This window comes from Flavobacterium sp. CS20, assembly GCF_018080005.1.
GTDB lineage: Bacteria > Bacteroidota > Bacteroidia > Flavobacteriales > Flavobacteriaceae > Psychroflexus.
Map to the genome: position 1 here is coordinate 316,415 of NZ_CP073015.1, position 17,351 is coordinate 333,765.

At 33.4% G+C, this 17,351-nt stretch carries 14 protein-coding genes and 1 pseudogene; 7 read left to right on the forward strand and 8 right to left on the reverse strand.

What is annotated here, in order from left to right; translation table 11 throughout:
• Positions 1–25: 25 nt before the first annotated feature.
• The 6 genes from IGB25_RS01420 to IGB25_RS01445 form a co-directional block, all read right to left on the reverse strand.
• On the reverse strand, positions 26–1,756 hold the full coding sequence (locus IGB25_RS01420) for a CRTAC1 family protein (RefSeq protein WP_211065852.1): 1,731 nt from the start codon (positions 1,754–1,756) through the stop codon (positions 26–28).
• A 73-nt stretch (positions 1,757–1,829) separates the two neighbouring features.
• Positions 1,830–2,219, reverse strand: coding sequence for a RagB/SusD family nutrient uptake outer membrane protein (locus IGB25_RS01425; protein ID WP_211066810.1), 390 nt, complete (start codon positions 2,217–2,219; stop codon positions 1,830–1,832).
• The gene (locus tag IGB25_RS01430) at positions 2,207–3,352 is read right to left on the reverse strand and encodes a RagB/SusD family nutrient uptake outer membrane protein (protein WP_211065853.1); all 1,146 of its coding nucleotides are present in this window, start codon (positions 3,350–3,352) and stop codon (positions 2,207–2,209) included. The genes IGB25_RS01425 and IGB25_RS01430 overlap by 13 nt, the downstream gene beginning before the upstream one ends.
• A 29-nt stretch (positions 3,353–3,381) precedes the next feature.
• The gene (locus tag IGB25_RS01435; protein WP_211065854.1) at positions 3,382–4,569 is read right to left on the reverse strand and encodes a TonB-dependent receptor; all 1,188 of its coding nucleotides are present in this window, start codon (positions 4,567–4,569) and stop codon (positions 3,382–3,384) included.
• Positions 4,538–6,307 carry a SusC/RagA family TonB-linked outer membrane protein gene (locus IGB25_RS01440; RefSeq protein WP_371815924.1) on the reverse strand — a complete coding sequence of 590 codons (1,770 nt, stop codon included), beginning with the start codon at positions 6,305–6,307 and terminating at the stop codon, positions 4,538–4,540. Before IGB25_RS01440 ends, IGB25_RS01435 begins: the two co-directional genes overlap by 32 nt.
• A 147-nt stretch (positions 6,308–6,454) precedes the next feature.
• Complete coding sequence (locus tag IGB25_RS01445) at positions 6,455–8,131, reverse strand: alpha-glucosidase (protein WP_211065856.1); 1,677 nt, start codon at positions 8,129–8,131, stop codon at positions 6,455–6,457.
• A gap of 159 nt (positions 8,132–8,290) precedes the next feature.
• On the opposite strand from IGB25_RS01445, the gene IGB25_RS01450 reads away from it, so the two are divergent.
• Positions 8,291–9,334 (forward strand): LacI family DNA-binding transcriptional regulator, encoded by a 1,044-nt coding sequence (locus IGB25_RS01450; RefSeq protein ID WP_211065857.1) that lies wholly within the window; start codon positions 8,291–8,293, stop codon positions 9,332–9,334.
• A 1-nt stretch (position 9,335) separates the two neighbouring features.
• On the opposite strand, the gene IGB25_RS01455 is transcribed toward IGB25_RS01450, so the two are convergent.
• Positions 9,336–10,328, reverse strand: coding sequence for a LacI family DNA-binding transcriptional regulator (locus tag IGB25_RS01455; protein WP_211065858.1), 993 nt, complete (start codon positions 10,326–10,328; stop codon positions 9,336–9,338).
• Between the two features lie 121 nt (positions 10,329–10,449).
• A pseudogene (locus tag IGB25_RS14610) lies at positions 10,450–11,340 on the reverse strand (lipid A-modifier LpxR family protein).
• Between the two features lie 239 nt (positions 11,341–11,579).
• Here IGB25_RS14610 and IGB25_RS01470 point away from each other — a divergent pair.
• The 6 genes from IGB25_RS01470 (at position 11,580) to IGB25_RS01495 (ending at position 17,240) form a co-directional block, all read left to right on the forward strand.
• Complete coding sequence (locus IGB25_RS01470; protein WP_211065861.1) at positions 11,580–12,278, forward strand: hypothetical protein; 699 nt, start codon at positions 11,580–11,582, stop codon at positions 12,276–12,278.
• A 1-nt stretch (position 12,279) separates the two neighbouring features.
• A complete protein-coding gene (kynU, locus tag IGB25_RS01475; protein WP_211065862.1) occupies positions 12,280–13,545 on the forward strand; it encodes a kynureninase in 1,266 nt (421 codons plus the stop codon).
• Positions 13,535–14,917 carry an NAD(P)/FAD-dependent oxidoreductase gene (locus tag IGB25_RS01480; protein WP_211065863.1) on the forward strand — a complete coding sequence of 461 codons (1,383 nt, stop codon included), beginning with the start codon at positions 13,535–13,537 and terminating at the stop codon, positions 14,915–14,917. The genes kynU and IGB25_RS01480 overlap by 11 nt, the downstream gene beginning before the upstream one ends.
• A gap of 338 nt (positions 14,918–15,255) precedes the next feature.
• Entirely contained in the window at positions 15,256–16,017 is a 762-nt protein-coding gene (locus tag IGB25_RS01485) for a 2-keto-4-pentenoate hydratase (protein WP_211065864.1), read from the forward strand.
• A 79-nt stretch (positions 16,018–16,096) separates the two neighbouring features.
• Entirely contained in the window at positions 16,097–16,876 is a 780-nt protein-coding gene (locus IGB25_RS01490; protein WP_211065865.1) for a hypothetical protein, read from the forward strand.
• Complete coding sequence (locus IGB25_RS01495; protein ID WP_247653567.1) at positions 16,866–17,240, forward strand: hypothetical protein; 375 nt, start codon at positions 16,866–16,868, stop codon at positions 17,238–17,240. Before IGB25_RS01490 ends, IGB25_RS01495 begins: the two co-directional genes overlap by 11 nt.
• Positions 17,241–17,351 lie beyond the last annotated feature (111 nt).

Sequence of the window (17,351 nt, forward strand, 5' to 3'; positions counted from 1 at the left end):
TTAAACTTTGAAATTGGTCATTTGGCTAAATCACCCAAGCGGAATCTACAGTTTTGGTTTGACCGAGACCAAAATGTATTTCAGGTATTGTTGAAGACATATAACCTTGGTTCACGTAATTTTCACGAAGCATTTTTTTGCCATCTACAAATAAAACGACTTTAGTCCCAATGCCGTTTTGGTTGGGTTTGTTTCCGTCAAATTTTATTTTCAGATAGTTGGCGTTCGATAGGTTTTCATAAATCATGGCTTCGTCGTTGATGTTGTTGACGATGATATCTAAATCACCGTCATTGTCTAAGTCTGCATAAGTCGAGCCGTTAGAGTAGGAGGTTGGTTGTTTCTTCCAATGTTTAAAGGTGTCTTTAAAACTTTTGTTATCTTTATTTAAAAATAATTTGTTTTGTTTTTTGTATTTTGGAAGCTTTTCTAAAAGATTCAAATCTTTTTTTTCAAGACCTTGATTGATTTTGTTTTGATAGGTTTTATCAGAAATAAAATTGATAAAATCCATATCATTTGTCGCTCCAAAAATACCGTTGCTGACAAAAATATCGCTACTGCTATCGTTATTAAAATCGGCTACCAACGCAGACCAAGACCAATCTGTTGCAGCAACATTCTTTGAGTTAGCCACTTCACTGAAATTGAGATTTCCTTGATTGAGATGCAAGGTGTTGCTCATATATTGCGGTGCATAATTGTTTTTAAGGTATTGTTGATAGGTTAAATAAGGATATTCTGTGCCTGACACTTTGTATTCTTCTATATGTTCAGGAAGCATATCTACGGAAATGATATCGGGTTTTAGGTCATTATTTATATCAGCGATAGCATTTCCCATTGAAAAATGTGTGGTATGTCCAAGTGCATTTTGATTTTGAGAAATAATGTCTAAAAATGTTTTGTTTCTTTGGTTGATGTAGAGATAATCATTTTCAAAAAAATCGTTGCCAACATAAATATCGGTATATCCGTCTAAGTTGATGTCACTCAAGCTGAAATCTAAACCGTAACCAATTTCACTTGAAAAGATGTTGCTGTCAGCGGTAACTTCAACAAATTTATTGTTTTGATTTTTAAATATTTTGTCTCCAGCTAAGGGATTAAATTGAAGTCTTTTTTTGCCGTTGCCATAAGTGCGGTTGGGATGCAGTGAATGATTAAGGAGAAACAAATCTAAATCGCCGTCTTTGTCATAGTCAAAAAAGCCAGCTTGTTGGGCGTAGCTTGAAATATTTAGTCCGTATTTGTCAGCTTCATCTTTAAAAGTAGGAATACCTTTTTTATCAACACCTTGATTAACAAGTAATTGGTTGTAGGCTTTAGTATCGTTTAAGCCTGTAACTTGACAAATGTAAATGTCCATTAATCCATCCTGATTGATATCAACCGAAGTTGCACCAGTTGACCAATTGTTTTTTGGGATTTGAGAAGATTGGGTAATGTTTTTAAATTTTAGATTGTCTTTATTGAGATAAAGTTGGTTTGGGGTTTGATTTCCTGTAAAAAAGATATCGGGCAAGTTGTCATTATTGAAATCAGCAACAGAAACACCAGCACCATTGTAGAAATAGAGGTAATTTAAAATATTAAGTTCAGGTTTTGAAGTTAGCTTGTTATTAAACTTAATATTAGTAGATTGAGAAGTTAATACATTAAAACCTACATCTATTTTTTCTTGCCTTTGATGATTGTTTTGACACGACCAAAGCAACAGTAGTAAACCGATAACAATAAAAGGGAATTTATACATCTTAATTTTTAATTAAAAAAAGCCCTCTTGAATTGCAAAAGGGCTTTTTAAATTAATTATAAAATAACTCAAATTAATAACCAGGATTTTGTGTAAGATTTGGGTTATTTGCAACTGTTCTTTCAGGAATTGGGAACAAAACTCTGAAAGGTTCTGAAGCAGACTTCTCATTCCAAGAGTCTAAGAATTTACCAAATCTTATCAAATCAGTTCTACGGTGACCTTCCCACCATAATTCTCGACCTCTTTCGTCGATGATGTCATCTTCAGTTAAGGCACTAAGCGTTGACGCACCTCTAGAAGTTCTGATATCATTGATAATTTGAAGTGCTTCACCTTCTTGACCGAGTCTAAATAGAGCTTCGGCTTTTGTTAAAAGCACTTCTGCATATCTGATTAAAGCATAATCATTTTCAGGGGTATCTATATTCTGATAATCTGGAAGATATTTTAAGCCTCGTATCCGCTAGTTTCAAGAGTTGGACCTTCAGAAATTATAGGGCTTTCAAGTGTAAACACTAATGGATTACCATTTCTGTCTTGAAGCGGGTTACCATCGACATCATATTGTTGTCCAATTAAAAAACCAGCTTTAAGACCACTAACATCTGTAAGTCCAGGATAATCAACACCGCCTTTTCTGACATCGTTATCTTCAAATTTATTATAGAAATCTGCAATGGTTGTAAAGCCATTCCAACCGCCTGGATTTTGATTATAGTGAAGGGTCATAAGGTAACGAGAGGCAACATTTCCTCCAGGTTCACCTCTGGTATTAGCTTGTGTGAAAATTAACTCAGAACTGATTTGACCATTTTCGGGGGCAAAGTTATCATAATAATTTATGCCAGTTTCTAAGCTAAATAGACCAGTATTGATAACTTCATCACATAGGCTTACAATCTTATTAAGATCTGTGTTGTCAAAAGAAAACGGAGGAATACGATCCTCGTCTGCATAAACAGCTTTGTTTAATAATACTTTAGCGAGAAATGCACGAGCTGTAGTTTTATTTGCACGAGAAATATTAGAGGTTTCAGGTAAAAGTGTTATAGCTTCTTCAAGATTTGAGATTATAAAGTTTACGGCTTCTTCACCTTTTAAAGTAACAGGTACGTCGCCTAAACTGTCTAGATTTTCTCTAAAAGGCACTTGACCGAATAAATCGTTAATGTAAAATATAAACCAAGCTTGCAAAAATAAAGCCTCACCTCTTTCTTGACCTTCAGCAATTTCTAAAGCTTCAATAGATCTAAATACACCACCAGACAAATCATTGAATGTGTTTAAAATAAAATTATTATCATTTGCCCAGGTATGTTGGTGCAATACACGCCAAACACCGTTATCATCCCAGTCACCACCTCGTGTTGGTCCGATAACTTCATCACTTGAATGTTCTTGAAGGGCAAATATTAAATCTTGAGTTGCAAAACCTCTTAAAACGGTATAATTTGCATCTACAAGTTGTCTCGCATCAACTAATCCTAGAGAAGTTTCTTTATTTATACTACTTCCGAGATCTCTTTCTAAATCTGTACAGCTCGTTAAAACTAAGATCTTGCACAAAAATGTTGATAAAAATATTCTTTTCATAATTTTTTCTTTAAATATACAATTTTTAATTAAAATGAAACATTAATACCTAATGTATAGGTTCTAGCTCTTGGATAAGATAAGTAATCTATACCAAAAGAGGGCACACCATTTAATGTATTACTGGTATTGACCTCTGGGTCAAAACCGCTATATGGCGTGATGACAAATAAATTCTGACCTGTGGCATAAATTCTTAAATTCTTAATATATTGAGGTAATAAACCAGCATCAAAATTATAACCAACAGTTAAATTACTCAGGCGAATAAAATCACCAGATTCCAAAAATCTTGTAGAAACTGCATTTGCAAGATCTGGGTTTTCACCATTTCCAACCAAATCTGACAATATATTTCTGGCAGTCAAGTTGTTTTTAGCTAAGACATTGGCAGTGTTGTTATAAATCTCATGACCATAGGCACCGTTCATATTAACTGCCATATCCCAATTTTTGTAGCGAACGTTGGCATTTAAACCTACTAAAATGTTTGGGTTGGGATCTCCCACAAATCTTTTATCAGCTTCAGTAGATGCATTTGTCGTCGTACCACCGTCAGCAGTCAAGTAAGTTGGATTACCATCTGCATTCACTCCAGCATAAACTGGCATATAGAAAGAATTTATAGGTTCACCATCATCAATTCGTTGAGAAACAGCACCAGTTAGACCTTGTCCAAATATCGTACCAATATCAATCGGAGCGCCTGTGAAATCTTGTAATTCATTTTTAAGAAAAGAAATGTTTCCACCAAGTGTAAAACTCCATTCTTCGGTATTGACAACATCTCCAAATAAGGTTAATTCAAGACCTTGATTTTGAACTGTACCATCTATATTTTCCCATCTTCTAGTGCCAGGAGGTGCAGGCTGTATTGGATCAACTAAAAATAAAAGTTTATCGGTATCTCGTTGAAATACATCAATAGATCCAGATAATTTATTGTCTAAAACAGCAAAGTCAACACCAATATTTATGGTTTCATTAACTTCCCATTGTAAATCTGGATTAGCGGCTGTTTCTTGTTGGGCAATAGTGTTGCCTTGTCCATCATTTCTTATGACAAATCTCTCATCAGCAAGACCTGCAGGGAAATTTTGGTTTCCAGATTGTCCCCAACTTGCTCTCAGTTTGAGTTGGTCAAAAAAGTCAGGGGCAAAATTTTCTTCATTAATTTTCCAAGCTTCAGACAAATGCTGGGAAATATCCCCATTCATTATTGTCGCCAAATTTGTTTGATCCATCAGCTCTAAAGGTAGCCGTTAAGGTATATTTTCCGTAGGCGTCAAAAATTGCACGACCAAAGTATGACTCTAGGTCTGCTGTGGGTGCTTTAAATGATTCTATGACTCTTTCATTAAATCCATTTAAGAAATCATTTTCATTACCTGGGTCTAATGATATATTTTCACCAATAGCAGAATATCCTCTCGAGGACGTTTGCTGGAAACCATAACCTGCTAAAACTTGAATTTTAAAATCCTCATTGATTTCTTTATTATAGTTTAATGTATGCTCAATAAGTTGGGTATAGAGAATTTTATTTGAATTTGAGGCTAAACCTCTATTCCAAACAGTTTGTAAATCATAATTTCTAGAGATGCTTGTTCTGTTGTTAGACTCAGAACGGTCAACACCAAAATTCAGTTTATAATCTAGACCATCAATAATCTCAAATGTTGCAGAAATATTACCAACAATTCTTGAAGTTTCTTCTTCAATATTTGTGTATTCTGATAGTGCAAGTGGGTTAAAACTCAAAGCTGGTCCTAAATCATCACTTGGTGCATTTAAACTCTGTCTAAAGGTTCCATCATCATTGAACAAAGGTACTGTAGGATTCCAAAAGAGGGCTGCACCTATAAGGTTTCCTTCAAAGCCAGCATTATTAGTTATTGGTGCTCTTTTGTCTTTAACATAACTTGCGATTAGATTTACATCCACTTTAAGCCTATCGTCTTCTAAGAAACGGTATGAGTTGCTTAAAGATGCCGTATAATTTTGAATTTGAGATTTGTTAACAACTCCCTCTTGATCTAATGCAGAAAGCGAATAACGGTATTTGCTTTTTTCGCCACCACCAAGAATAGTCAGGTTGTGGTTAGCAGTTTGGGCTGTTCTAGTAATCGCATTTAAGGCATCAACATCGGCTCCTCTATCAACAAAACCTGTAATGCCTTCGGTTTGTAATGCGTTTCTAAAACCACCTGCACTTAAGACATCAACTTCATTAGCAACTTCAGAGACCCCAAAAGTACCAGAATAAGTAATTTTTGGTTCACCAAATTTACCTTTTTTAGTGGTTATAATAATTACACCATTAGCTCCACGAGACCCATAAATAGCTGTTGCAGAAGCATCTTTCAGTATTGAAATACTTTCTATATCACTTGGGTTTATAAAGTTTAACGGGTTTTTGTTTGAAGTTGAGCACAGCCTAAAATCAGCAGTACCAGCTGATGAATCTTCACCATTAATCAACATGCCATCGACGACATATAGTGGATTATTGCCAGCTCTTAAAGATGCACCACCACGGATTCTAATGTTGGTATCACCACCAGGCTCACCACCAGATGTAGTTACTTGAACCCCTGCAGTTCGACCTTGTAAAAGATCTGTGGCATTGGTTTGCACACCTTTATTAAAGTCTTCGGCACTTACGGTTTCTACGGCACCAGTCCGATCTTTTTTGGTGGTTGAGCCGTAACCTACTACGATGACCTCGTCGAGTTTAGCGGCGTCTTCTTCGAGTTTGATGTCAATGGTTGTTTGTCCATCAACAGCTACTTCTTGGGTTTTGAAGCCAATGTAGCTAAAAACTAAAGTTGCATTTTCGGCAACTGTTAAGGTATAGTCACCGTCAAATCCAGTAACTGTCCCATTTTGGGTTCCTTTTTCTAACACATTCACGCCAGGTAATGGTCCCATTTTGTCGGAGACCACACCTGTCACTAGACTGTAACAGCATAGCGGTGCTAAACAGCATCGCTATAATGTAAAAAGCGTGTTTAAGTAACATTTTTTTCATTTTATTTAGGTTTAGAATTATACATATTAAATTGATATTAAAAGCTATTTTAATTGATATTAAAAGCTATTTTAATTGATTTTAAAAACTATGGATTGATAGGGTTGTAATTTAATATACGTTAACGTTTTCGTAACAAATTTATAATTATTTATCAATATATCATAATTTTTTTGCATATCAAATTCGTAATCAATAACGTTTTCGTTTTTAGAAAAGTTTAAAAATACTACAATCATCTGATAACCAAGCGTTTTGGTGTAAGCGTAAACATTTTTATTATTTTCTTCAAATTCTTCAAATCTTCCATAAGTAAACACATCGTGCTCTCTTTTGAGTGATAGAATGGTTTTGTAATAGTTTAAAATTGATTCAGAATTATTAGCTTGCTGTTGAACATTTATTGTTTTATAATTTGGATTAACTTGAAACCATGGCGTATGTTTTGAAAAACCTGCATTGTATTCACTATTCCATTGCATTGGTGTTCTGGCATTGTCTCGACCTTCGTTGTTTATCATTTGTATAGCTACATCTTTGCTAAACTTTTGCGTTTCTAAGTTTTCAAAATAGAAATTGCGTGATTGTATGTCGTTAACTTCATCGATGTTTTTTAAATTGATATTGGTCATACCAATTTCATCACCTTGATAAATATTTAAAGTTCCGTTTTGTGTTGCCATAAGCGTAATAAGCATTTTTGCGGATTCTTTATGGTATTTTTTATCATCGCCAAAGCGAGATACAAGTCGAGCAAAATCGTGATTTCCTAAAGCATTTACAATCCAACCACCTTTAGTCATTACGTTATGCCAATTTCTGAATATTTTTTTGATGTTGATTAAGTCAAATTCAGATATTTCTTCATATTTACCGTTTACGATATTGTTTTCTAAAATATCAAAATGGTATATCATGTCAAGCTCTTCACGGTCTTCACCGACATAAAGATGTGCATTGTCTTGAGTTACACCAACGCCTTCACCCATAGAAAAAGCATCATAATGTTTCATAACTTCTTCATGCATCTCATGTAAATATTGGTGTATATTTGGTCCGTTGGCATAGTGGTTTTCTATGATTTTTCTAAAACCAATTTTCGGATCTATATCTTGAAAACTTAAATCTTTAGACAGTAAGGTTACTACATCCATTCTAAACCCATCAATACCTTTGTTTAACCAAAATTTCATCACTTCATAAATCGACTCTCTCACTTTTGGGTTTTCCCAATTTAAATCTGGTTGATATTTTGTGAAAAGGTGTAAATAATATTCACCTGTGTTTTCATCTAAGGTCCAAGCTGATCCACCAAAAAAAGAAGGCCAATTATTTGGTGGACTTCCATCGGGTTGAGGTTTTTTCCAAATATAAAAATCTCTATAAGGATTATTTTTACTCTGTTTAGCTTGCTTAAACCAATTGTGCTCAACCGAAGTGTGATTTGGTACAAGGTCAAGAACGATTTTTAAATCCTTTTGATGTGCCTCACTCAATAGCTCATCAAAATCTGACATTGTACCAAACTCCGGCATTATTGCACAATAATCACTCACATCATAACCATTATCTTTATTTGGAGATTGAAAAATTGGGCTAATCCAAATAATATCGACGTTTAAGGATTTTATATAATCTAATTTTGCTGTAATTCCTTTAATATCTCCTATGCCGTCAGCATCACTATCATAAAAACTTCTCGGATATATTTGGTAAATTACACCTTTTTTAAACCAGTTTAAGTTCATAAATTTTATCTAAAACGATTTCGTTTTTATCTTTGTCAATGCTAATTAACTAAATATTTGTATTAGTTTTACAGTTGATTAATGTAAAATTATAATGTAAACGTTTGTATTATTAGATATTCATTAAAAGGCATTAAAAATTATTAATATCTCAATAGAATGGCATCAGAAATTAACAATAGAGTAAGATTAGAAGATGTGGCTCGAGCTTTGAAAGTTTCTATAGCAACAGTGTCAAGAGCGATGTCTGATAGTAATCGGGTCAAACCAGAAACCAAAAAAAGAATTTTGGATGTGGCGAAGCAAATGGGCTATAGACCAAATCAAATTGCTAAAAGTTTGAGTTCTGGTAAAACTAATATTTTGGGTGTCATTATTCCACGATATGATGAGCCTTTCTTTATTGAAGTTTGCCGTGGTATAGATCACTTTGCTAGAAAACATAACTATCGCATTTTGATAAGTTCATCTAGAAATTCTTTTAATTATGAAAAAGAAAACGTTTTAGCCTTTGAAAAGGGAACTGTTGATGGTGTTGCTATGAGTTTTACACATGACACTCATTCTTATGAACATGTAGAAGAGCTGATTGAAAGAAAAATGCCGTTGGTTTTATTTGATAATATCAATAAAAAAATAGATGGTGCAGGACACGTCAAAATCGATGACTTTAGTTCAGCTTTTAATGCTGTTGAAGAACTTATCAAACGCGAAAATAGATATATTGGTTATATAGGAGGTACTTCCAAAAAAAGTGTGTTTAATCAACGATTTGATGGATTTGTAAAAGCCCATGACAAATATCAAAAACCTTTTAAAGAAAAGCACTTGCTCAATTGCAAATCATATCATCAAGAACATGAATTTCACGAAGTTTATAATTTTTTGTCTAAACTTGACGATATGCCTGATGCTTTTTTTTGCTCAACGGACAATTATGCTATTTTATGTATAAAATCATTGACTAAACTTGGATATCGAGTTCCTAAAGATATTGAAGTCATAGGTTTTGGTAATTTACATTACAGTAGCATGTTTATACCTGAATTGACTTGCGTATCACAACCTAGTTTTAAAATGGGGGAAAATATAGCTGAAATGCTATTAAATAAAATTGACAAAGGCTATTATATTTCAGACTCAAACCCACACAACGAAATTGTTTTACCAACCAAAATTGTGTATCGCGATACTACGCGATAATTTATTCTGATGAAGCTCTTTTGATAAGCGAAGTAGGTTGTATAAATCGTTTTGGTTTAAGAGACTTGTCTTCTATGCTTTCTAATAAAATTTTGACGGTATTTTCTCCTAATTCAATAGCATGTTGAGACACTACACTCATTTTAGGATAAGCGTATTTGGCTAATAATCCATCTGTAAAACCAACTATAGCTAAATCCTTTGGAATATTTATGTTATGGTGTTTTGCTGTGTTTATAGCTATGGCAGGTGCAGTTTCGTCTAAACCTATTAGAGCATCAAAGGATTCATTTTTAAAAAAATCATCAATTTTAGTTTCGGCATCTTTGGCTTCATTTATCATAAGTGTTTTAACGCTCATAGAATTTTGTGTTGCAGATTTCATAACCCCTTGAAGCCTTGCAACGCTTACGCTTAGATGCGGTATTGTAGAAACTACAGCTATTTTTTTTCGTTTTTGATTTTTTAGATATTCAAAAACCCCTTGTGCGACCTTGTTGTCGTCAACTAAAACTTTATGGCAATCAATTTCATCAGTTACTCGGTCAAATAATACTAAAGGATTTTCTATGCTTTTAAAGTGCTTAAAGTCTTCTTTAATCTGAGTTTCTTGGCTTAAAGTCGCAATTACTCCGTCAACTTTATTGTATTCCAACATTTCGAGATATTCTCTTTCTTTGTCTAAAGATTCATTCGTCAAGCAAATGATGATTTTGTAACCTTTTTTACTGGCTTCTTGCTCAATACCATGCAAAACTTTGGCGAAAAAATGGTTGAGAATATTTGGAATTAAAATACCAATGGTCAAGGTCTTATTTCGCTTTAAACTTACTGCAACAGGATTAGGCTTATAGCCATAAAGCTTTGCCAATTCCTTAACCCGCTTAATGGTTTTGGTGCTGATTTCTGAGCTGTTATTCAAGGCTTTAGAAACCGTAGAAACCGAAACATTGAGTTCCTTAGAAAGTTGCTTAAGGGTGGTTTTTTGCTTCATTATTATTAATAAAAAAGATATTACAAAATTAACATAAATAAATTAAGATGAATTTAAAACTTTATAAACGGTTAAAAATACGTAAAAACTTTCACATTTTAATTGTGTGATATCTTAATGCTTAAAAATATCTTGATAGAGTTAAACCAAGATAAGATTGAGACTTAGCGTCTTTATTTTCTTTCGTATTAAAATGATATGAAACTTCAATACTATTCCTTTTCCAACGGTAAAAACACTTAAGTTTTAATAAAAATAGGTGGTTTGTGGTGTTTTTGGTAAAAACCGCATTGTCATTAAACAAATGTCCTTCAATAAGTGCATTGTAAAACACATAACGATAGTATGTCCCAAAATTAACAAACCATTCTTTGTCGTGGTGTTTCGCTAATCCTATATATGAGTTTTGATTTAATTTATGATGACTTCCCCAAAACAATTCTAAACCATTTTGAATATAAATATCTTTTGTGCCTAACTTAACTGCAGAATAACTGATCAACCTGTTATTCCAAAACCCTTTTTAGTACTGAACCCCCAAATTACTATGAAAATCATTGGGAATTTGAAGATGCCAACTTGGAAGTTGCTCACCGATCAGTTCATGGTAATTACGTTGGACTTTATCAGCTAAAGATTGAGATCCAGTCAGACCCATTTCTAATTGCAAAGACCAAATATCATTTGCTGTAGAATGCGTAAACTCTGTTTTTAAAAACAACCAACCTGCAAACGGACGATCAAATCTCGCGGTGTCTGGCAATGATTTTTTATTTGGTGTATAAATATTTTGACCTATGGTGAAGTTTAAAAATTGATGCTTATCGTCTTTTCTTTTTAGACCGAAACCAAAACTCAAATGGTTACCTGCCGAATAATATCGATCGGTAATGAAATACAAATCGTTGTCGTGCGTAAAACTGATTTTATGGTTGATGCCTTGAGCATATAGATTATACAGAGATAGATTGATGAAAACAAAAACGATATAAAAAATTTTAGATAAACCCAAATTAACATTGTGTTTTTTAGAAACGCCAAAGTTGTAATTAAAACTTTAAATAATCTTTAAAGTTTAGATTAAAATTTATTATTTTAACAAAAAAATATACGATGAAAAACAAAAGAAATTTCAGGTTACACTGATTTAAATCTCGATGACTTATTTTTGTATCCAAACCAAGAAAAACTTATCCTATTCTAAAATTTTTATATAATTTCACAAACAGTTTATATACTAAAAATTCACTTATGAAAACTTTATTTTTATCCCTTTTTGCGTTATTTGTTTTAACTTCTTGTCAAAATAATAAAAATCAAAAAGAAGAACAATCAACCAAAACAACTGAAAAAACAGAAAAAAATATTGAAGGAACCAAGACTATTATCAATAAGATTGCTGATGCTTACGGTTTTGAACATTGGCCTAAAGTTGAAAAAGTTGAATTTAGTTTTGTAGCCAAATTAGGTAAAGAAGAAACGATAAGACACTGGATATGGTATCCTAAAAAAGAACAAGTAATTTTGGTCAATGAAAATGAAAGAATTTCTTATAAGCGAAACAATATTATGGAAGAATTTGTAAAAACTGATAAAGCTTTTGTCAACGATAGTTTTTGGTTGTTGTTTCCTTTTCATTTAGAATGGGATGTTTTTAATCATGAAGTAATTGAAAATCAAAAATCGCCTATTCAGCAAAAAGAAAGCACAAAACTCATTGTAAAATATCCTGATAAAGGTGGATACACACCAGGCGATCGATACGATGTTTATCTCGATGAAAATCACCACATTATAGAATGGGCGTATTATCCAAGTGGTCAAGATAAACCCGCATTAATCAATACCTTTGAAGACCTATCAAATTTTGATGGTATAAAAATCAATATTTTACACCGTAATCCTGAAACAGGTTTTCAACTTAACTTTAGAGATGTAAGTATCAATTAATATGATGTATCAAAATAACCTAGAATTTGCACAGACTAACGATAAAAACGATAGTTTAAAACAATTTAGAAATCAATTTCATTTTCCTAAAAATCAAGAAGGTAAGAACAAAATTTATCTCTGCGGAAACTCTCTCGGGCTTCAACCCAAATCTACTTCTGATTATATTCAACAAGAATTAAAAGATTGGTCTGAGTTAGCTGTAGATGGTCACACCGATGCCAAGCATCCTTGGAAGCCATATCATGAATTTTTGTCTAAACCTATGGCAGACATTGTCGGAGCAAAAGAAAGCGAAGTGATTATTATGAATACCTTATCCGTCAATTTGCATTTGATGATGGTGTCGTTTTATCAACCCGCTTCAAAACGCTATAAAATTGTTATAGAAGCCGATGCTTTTCCGTCTGATTTATACGCCGTTGAATCTCAGTTAAAATTTCACGGCTACAATCCCAATGATGCTTTAATTCTTTGGAAACCAAGAGAAGATCAGCATTATTATTTAGAAGACTTTGATAAAATTATTCAAGATCAAACCGATGAAATCGCCTTGGTTTTGATCGGCAATACCAATTACTATACCGGGCAAAATTTTGATATGCAACACATCACTGATTTATGCCACCAAAACAACATCACAGTAGGTTTTGATTTAGCACATGGTGTTGGTAATATTCATCCCAATTTGCACAACTTAGGCGTTGATTTTGCCGTTTGGTGCACCTATAAATATCTCAATTCTGGTCCAGGAAGTCTTGGTGGCTGTTTTGTGCATGAAAAACATCATAAAAGAGATTTAAAACGCTTTGCAGGTTGGTGGGGACACGACAAGTCCACACGATTTAATATGCGACAGGATTTTAAACCAATCCCAACAGCTGAAGCATGGCAATTGAGCAATCCGCCGATTTTATCTATGGTCGCAATTAGAGCTTCACTCGATATGTTTCAAAAAGCGGGTTTCGATAATGTGGTCAAAAAGTCAAAAGATTTAACTGGTTTTTTAGAGTTTTTATTATTAGAATTAAATGATAAGAACTTAAAAATTATCACGCCACAAAATCCTGATGAAAGAGGTCGCCAATTATCAATCCAATTTCTCGATGCTGACAAAAGCTTGTTTGATAAACTTACCAAAGCTGGCGTTGTAGCCGACTGGCGTGAACCGCAAGTGATACGCGTAGCACCAGCACCGCTTTATAACAGTTTTGAAGACGTTTACCAATTTGTTCAAATCTTAAAAGACCTCAGATATGCAAGATAAACATTTGCTCATCGTTGGTGCAGGATTATGTGGCTCGTTATTAGCCTTAAAACTCGCCCAACATGGTTACAAAATCACTCTAATTGAAAAACGATTAGATTTACGCAGTGCAGACATTTCTGCTGGACGCTCAATTAATTTAGCCTTTTCAGATCGTGGCATCAAAGGCATAAAACGCGTTGGTCTTGAAGATAAAGTCAAATCGCTTTGCATTCCTATGCGTGGTAGAATGCTACACGATAAAGAATCTAATACAAAATTCTCAGCCTACAGCGGTCAAGACGATAATTACATCAACTCTATTTCAAGGTCTGGTCTCAATGCATTACTGCTTGATGAAATTGAAAAACACGACAATGTCAAATTGATATTTCAAGTTGCATGTCAAAGCGTTGATGTTGAAAATGCTAAAGCTAATTTTAAAAATGAAAAAACCGACGAAGATTTTGAAATTCAAGCGGATTATATCATTGGCACCGATGGTGCAGGTTCTGTGGTTAGACAAGCTTTAATGAAAAACAGAGATTTGCGTTTTAGTTTTTCTCAGAATTTCTTAACCCACGGTTATAAAGAATTGAGTATTTCACCTAAAGATGGTCAACATCAAATTTATAAAAATGCTTTGCATATTTGGCCACGAGGAGAAAATATGCTGATTGCCTTACCGAATTTGGACGGTAGCTTTACGGTAACTTTGTTTCTTGCTTATGAAGGTGGACAATACAATTTCAATAATTTGACCACACCAGAAATCGTTGAAGAATATTTTCAAAAAGATTACCCTGATGCTTTAGAATTGATGCCGCATTTGGCTACTGAATTTTTTGAAAACCCAACAGCGGCACTTGGCACAGTAAGATGCTCGCCTTGGACTTATAAAAAAACACTGATAATGGGTGATCTTGCTCACGCCATAGTGCCGTTTTACGGTCAAGGGATGAATGCGTCTTTTGAAGATGTAGCGGTGTTTGATGATATCTTGCAGGAAACCAATTTCGATTTAGACCAAGCTTTTCAAAAATTTAGTCAAAACCGAAAACAAGATGCCGATGGTATAGCCGATTTGGCTTTAGATAATTTTCACGAGATGAAAGCCCATACTGCTCAGGAGTTGTTTTTACAGAAACGTGAATTAGAATTAGCTTTTGAAAAAGAATTCCCAAACGATTATGCGTCTAAATATTCTCTGGTGACTTTTAATGAAAACATCGGTTATCAAGAAGCCAAAGTGCGCGGTCGTGTTCAGGATAAAGTGATTTTGTATTTGTTAAAAGAAGGTCATTTGCCAGAACATTTGAGTTTAAAAGAAAAATTAGAGATTGTCAAAAAACAAACCAGCAGTTATTTAAAGGATGAAGTGATAAACGTTTAAGAATCTTAGTGAATTTACGCTCCTGTCTGCCCTATTTGATTTTGGGAAGGTTAGCGAAAAAAAATAATTTTAAAATTTTTATTTCGTATTTTTATACTCGAGTTATATTTATATAGTGAATATTAAAAAGGTAAAATATGAATTACAAAATATCCTTTCAGGAAAGAGCGACTCTCGCCATGATACAATTATCCAAGCAGTAGCCAATTACCATAGAAATGGCTAGGAAGCAAGCAAAATGGCTCAAAGAGAATTCAATAACAAAACACAACACAAGGAAATCAAATAAAAATATATAAAAACTCAGCGTCTTTGCGCCTCTGCGAGAAAATTATTTTATGAACAAAACAAATACCATATCCCAACAACTCGACACCGCTGCCACCACAGCATCACCAATCGCTCAACCTTCTGAAACCGTCAAATTTTCATTAGAAGAAGCCTACAAGATTCAAAAACAGTTGGTTGAACACCGTTTAGATAGAGGTGAAACTATTACAGGTTATAAACTCGGTTTTACCAGTAAAGCTAAAATGCAACAAATGGGCGTTGACGATTTAATTTGGGGCGTGTTGACCAATGCTATGGAAATTAAACCCGATGAACACATCGATTTAAACCAATACATTCACCCGAGAGCAGAACCGGAAGTGGCTTTTAAGGTTTCAAAACCCATCAACCGTCAGTTAACCATAAAAGAATTACCACAATATATCGATAAAATGACAGTCGCTATTGAAGTCATCGATTCGAGATATAAAAATTTTAAGTTTTCTTTGGAAGATGTCATTGCAGATAATTGTTCTTCAATTGGCTATTGCATTGGGCAGTGGCAAGATTTAAAAGAAGATATCACCAATTTACCTATTCAATTAAAATTTAATGATGAGACTGTCCAAAGCGGAATGACTCAAGCTATTCTTGATAACCCGTATCAATCTGTCATCGAGCTCTCTCGTCTCGCTTCAGAAAACAACCTTGTGCTACAACCTGGTCAAATTATTCTGGCTGGTGCCGCCACCGCCGCAGAATGGTTAAAACCCGAGCTTAAAGTTACAGCGGAGTTGCAAGGTTTTGGTGAGGTTGGGTTTTGGACTTAAAATATTCACATTTATTAAATTCTTTGCTAGAGAAATTAATACAAATTGAACATATTTGAAATAATTGTATCTTTGAATTATGCAAAAAATTGGTAACATAGAAATTCGAGTCGTAGGAAAATCGGGAAACAAACGTTTAAGTCCTGAAAATTATGATATAAAACATATTTCAGCAATTTTGAATAATGTTGAAGATTTGTTATACCCTAAAAATAAGAAAGATAGACCAATAATCACCTATGATATTCAAGAGGGTTCTGTAAGGCATTTATTTAAAACAAGCATGCAAACAATAATCGGGTTTAGTGCTATACTTAGTCAAATACAAGCGAATAACTCTATTGATTTTTTAGAATTAAAAACGGCGAGAGCTATAGAAAATATTCAAAATTTATCTCTGCAAAAAAACTATGAATTTCAAATTAAAACTTCATTCAACACTGATTATGAATTGATCATAAATCCCTCAACTAAATATTTTAGAACCGAAAACATTTGGGTTGAAGCAGAATTTTATTTTTATGGCACTTTAAAAGATGCTGGTGGAAAAAGTAAGGCTAATATTCATCTGGATACTGAAGATTATGGCTATTTATCAATTGAAACTGGGGAGAAATTTTTAAAGAAGAGAGAAGATAATTTACTTTATAGAGACTTTGGGGTTAGAGTTAGTGGTAAACAAAACATTGATACAAGTGAGATTGATACAAAGTCATTGTCTTTATTAGAATTAATTGATTATCAACCAAAATTTGATAAGGACTATCTAAATTCATTGATTAAAAACGCAAAGAAAAGTTGGAGAAATATTAATGCTGATGAATTACTGTTAAACCTAAGAGGGGAATATGAAGCATAGCGTTCTATTAGATACAAGTTTTTTTATCAGATTACTTAATGATGAAGATCCACTTCATTCAAATGCCGTAAACTATTTTAAATATTTCTTAGAAAAAGATGTTGTCTTAAAAGTTTCTACCATAAGTATTGCTGAATATTGTGTTTTTGGAAAACTTGAAGATTTACCTTTAAAAAATGTTCAAATTTTACCATTTAATCTTAAAGATGCTGAAAGAACAGGTGAGTTTGCCAAAATTATTTTTACAGCAAACAAAGTCGAATTAGAGAAATTATCGCCACGAGCAATTATACCTAATGATTCAAAACTTTTTGCTCAATCTGATTTAGATAAAAGCATTAGTCATTTTGTGACTTCTGACTAAAATACCTCGATTTGTTTAGACCATTATCAGTTGATTCTTAGTTGATTTTTTAGGGGTTTGGTCAAGTTATATTTGGTTGAGTAATTGGTTTTGAATAAATGCAACAGCTAT

Bases quoted from the DNA above. Each gene is read 5' to 3' on its own strand.
- IGB25_RS01485 (WP_211065864.1), top strand. From the start codon at position 15,256: ATGAACAAAACAAATACCATATCCCAACAACTCGACACCGCTGCCACC.
- IGB25_RS01490 (WP_211065865.1), top strand. From the start codon at position 16,097: ATGCAAAAAATTGGTAACATAGAAATTCGAGTCGTAGGAAAATCGGGA.
- IGB25_RS01480 (WP_211065863.1), top strand. From the start codon at position 13,535: ATGCAAGATAAACATTTGCTCATCGTTGGTGCAGGATTATGTGGCTCG.
- IGB25_RS01470 (WP_211065861.1), top strand. From the start codon at position 11,580: ATGAAAACTTTATTTTTATCCCTTTTTGCGTTATTTGTTTTAACTTCT.
- kynU (WP_211065862.1), top strand. From the start codon at position 12,280: ATGATGTATCAAAATAACCTAGAATTTGCACAGACTAACGATAAAAAC.
- IGB25_RS01445 (WP_211065856.1), bottom strand. From the start codon at position 8,131: ATGAACTTAAACTGGTTTAAAAAAGGTGTAATTTACCAAATATATCCG.
- IGB25_RS01435 (WP_211065854.1), bottom strand. From the start codon at position 4,569: ATGAATGGGGATATTTCCCAGCATTTGTCTGAAGCTTGGAAAATTAAT.
- IGB25_RS01450 (WP_211065857.1), top strand. From the start codon at position 8,291: ATGGCATCAGAAATTAACAATAGAGTAAGATTAGAAGATGTGGCTCGA.
- IGB25_RS01495 (WP_247653567.1), top strand. From the start codon at position 16,866: ATGAAGCATAGCGTTCTATTAGATACAAGTTTTTTTATCAGATTACTT.
- IGB25_RS01430 (WP_211065853.1), bottom strand. From the start codon at position 3,352: ATGAAAAGAATATTTTTATCAACATTTTTGTGCAAGATCTTAGTTTTA.
- IGB25_RS01455 (WP_211065858.1), bottom strand. From the start codon at position 10,328: ATGAAGCAAAAAACCACCCTTAAGCAACTTTCTAAGGAACTCAATGTT.
- IGB25_RS01420 (WP_211065852.1), bottom strand. From the start codon at position 1,756: ATGTATAAATTCCCTTTTATTGTTATCGGTTTACTACTGTTGCTTTGG.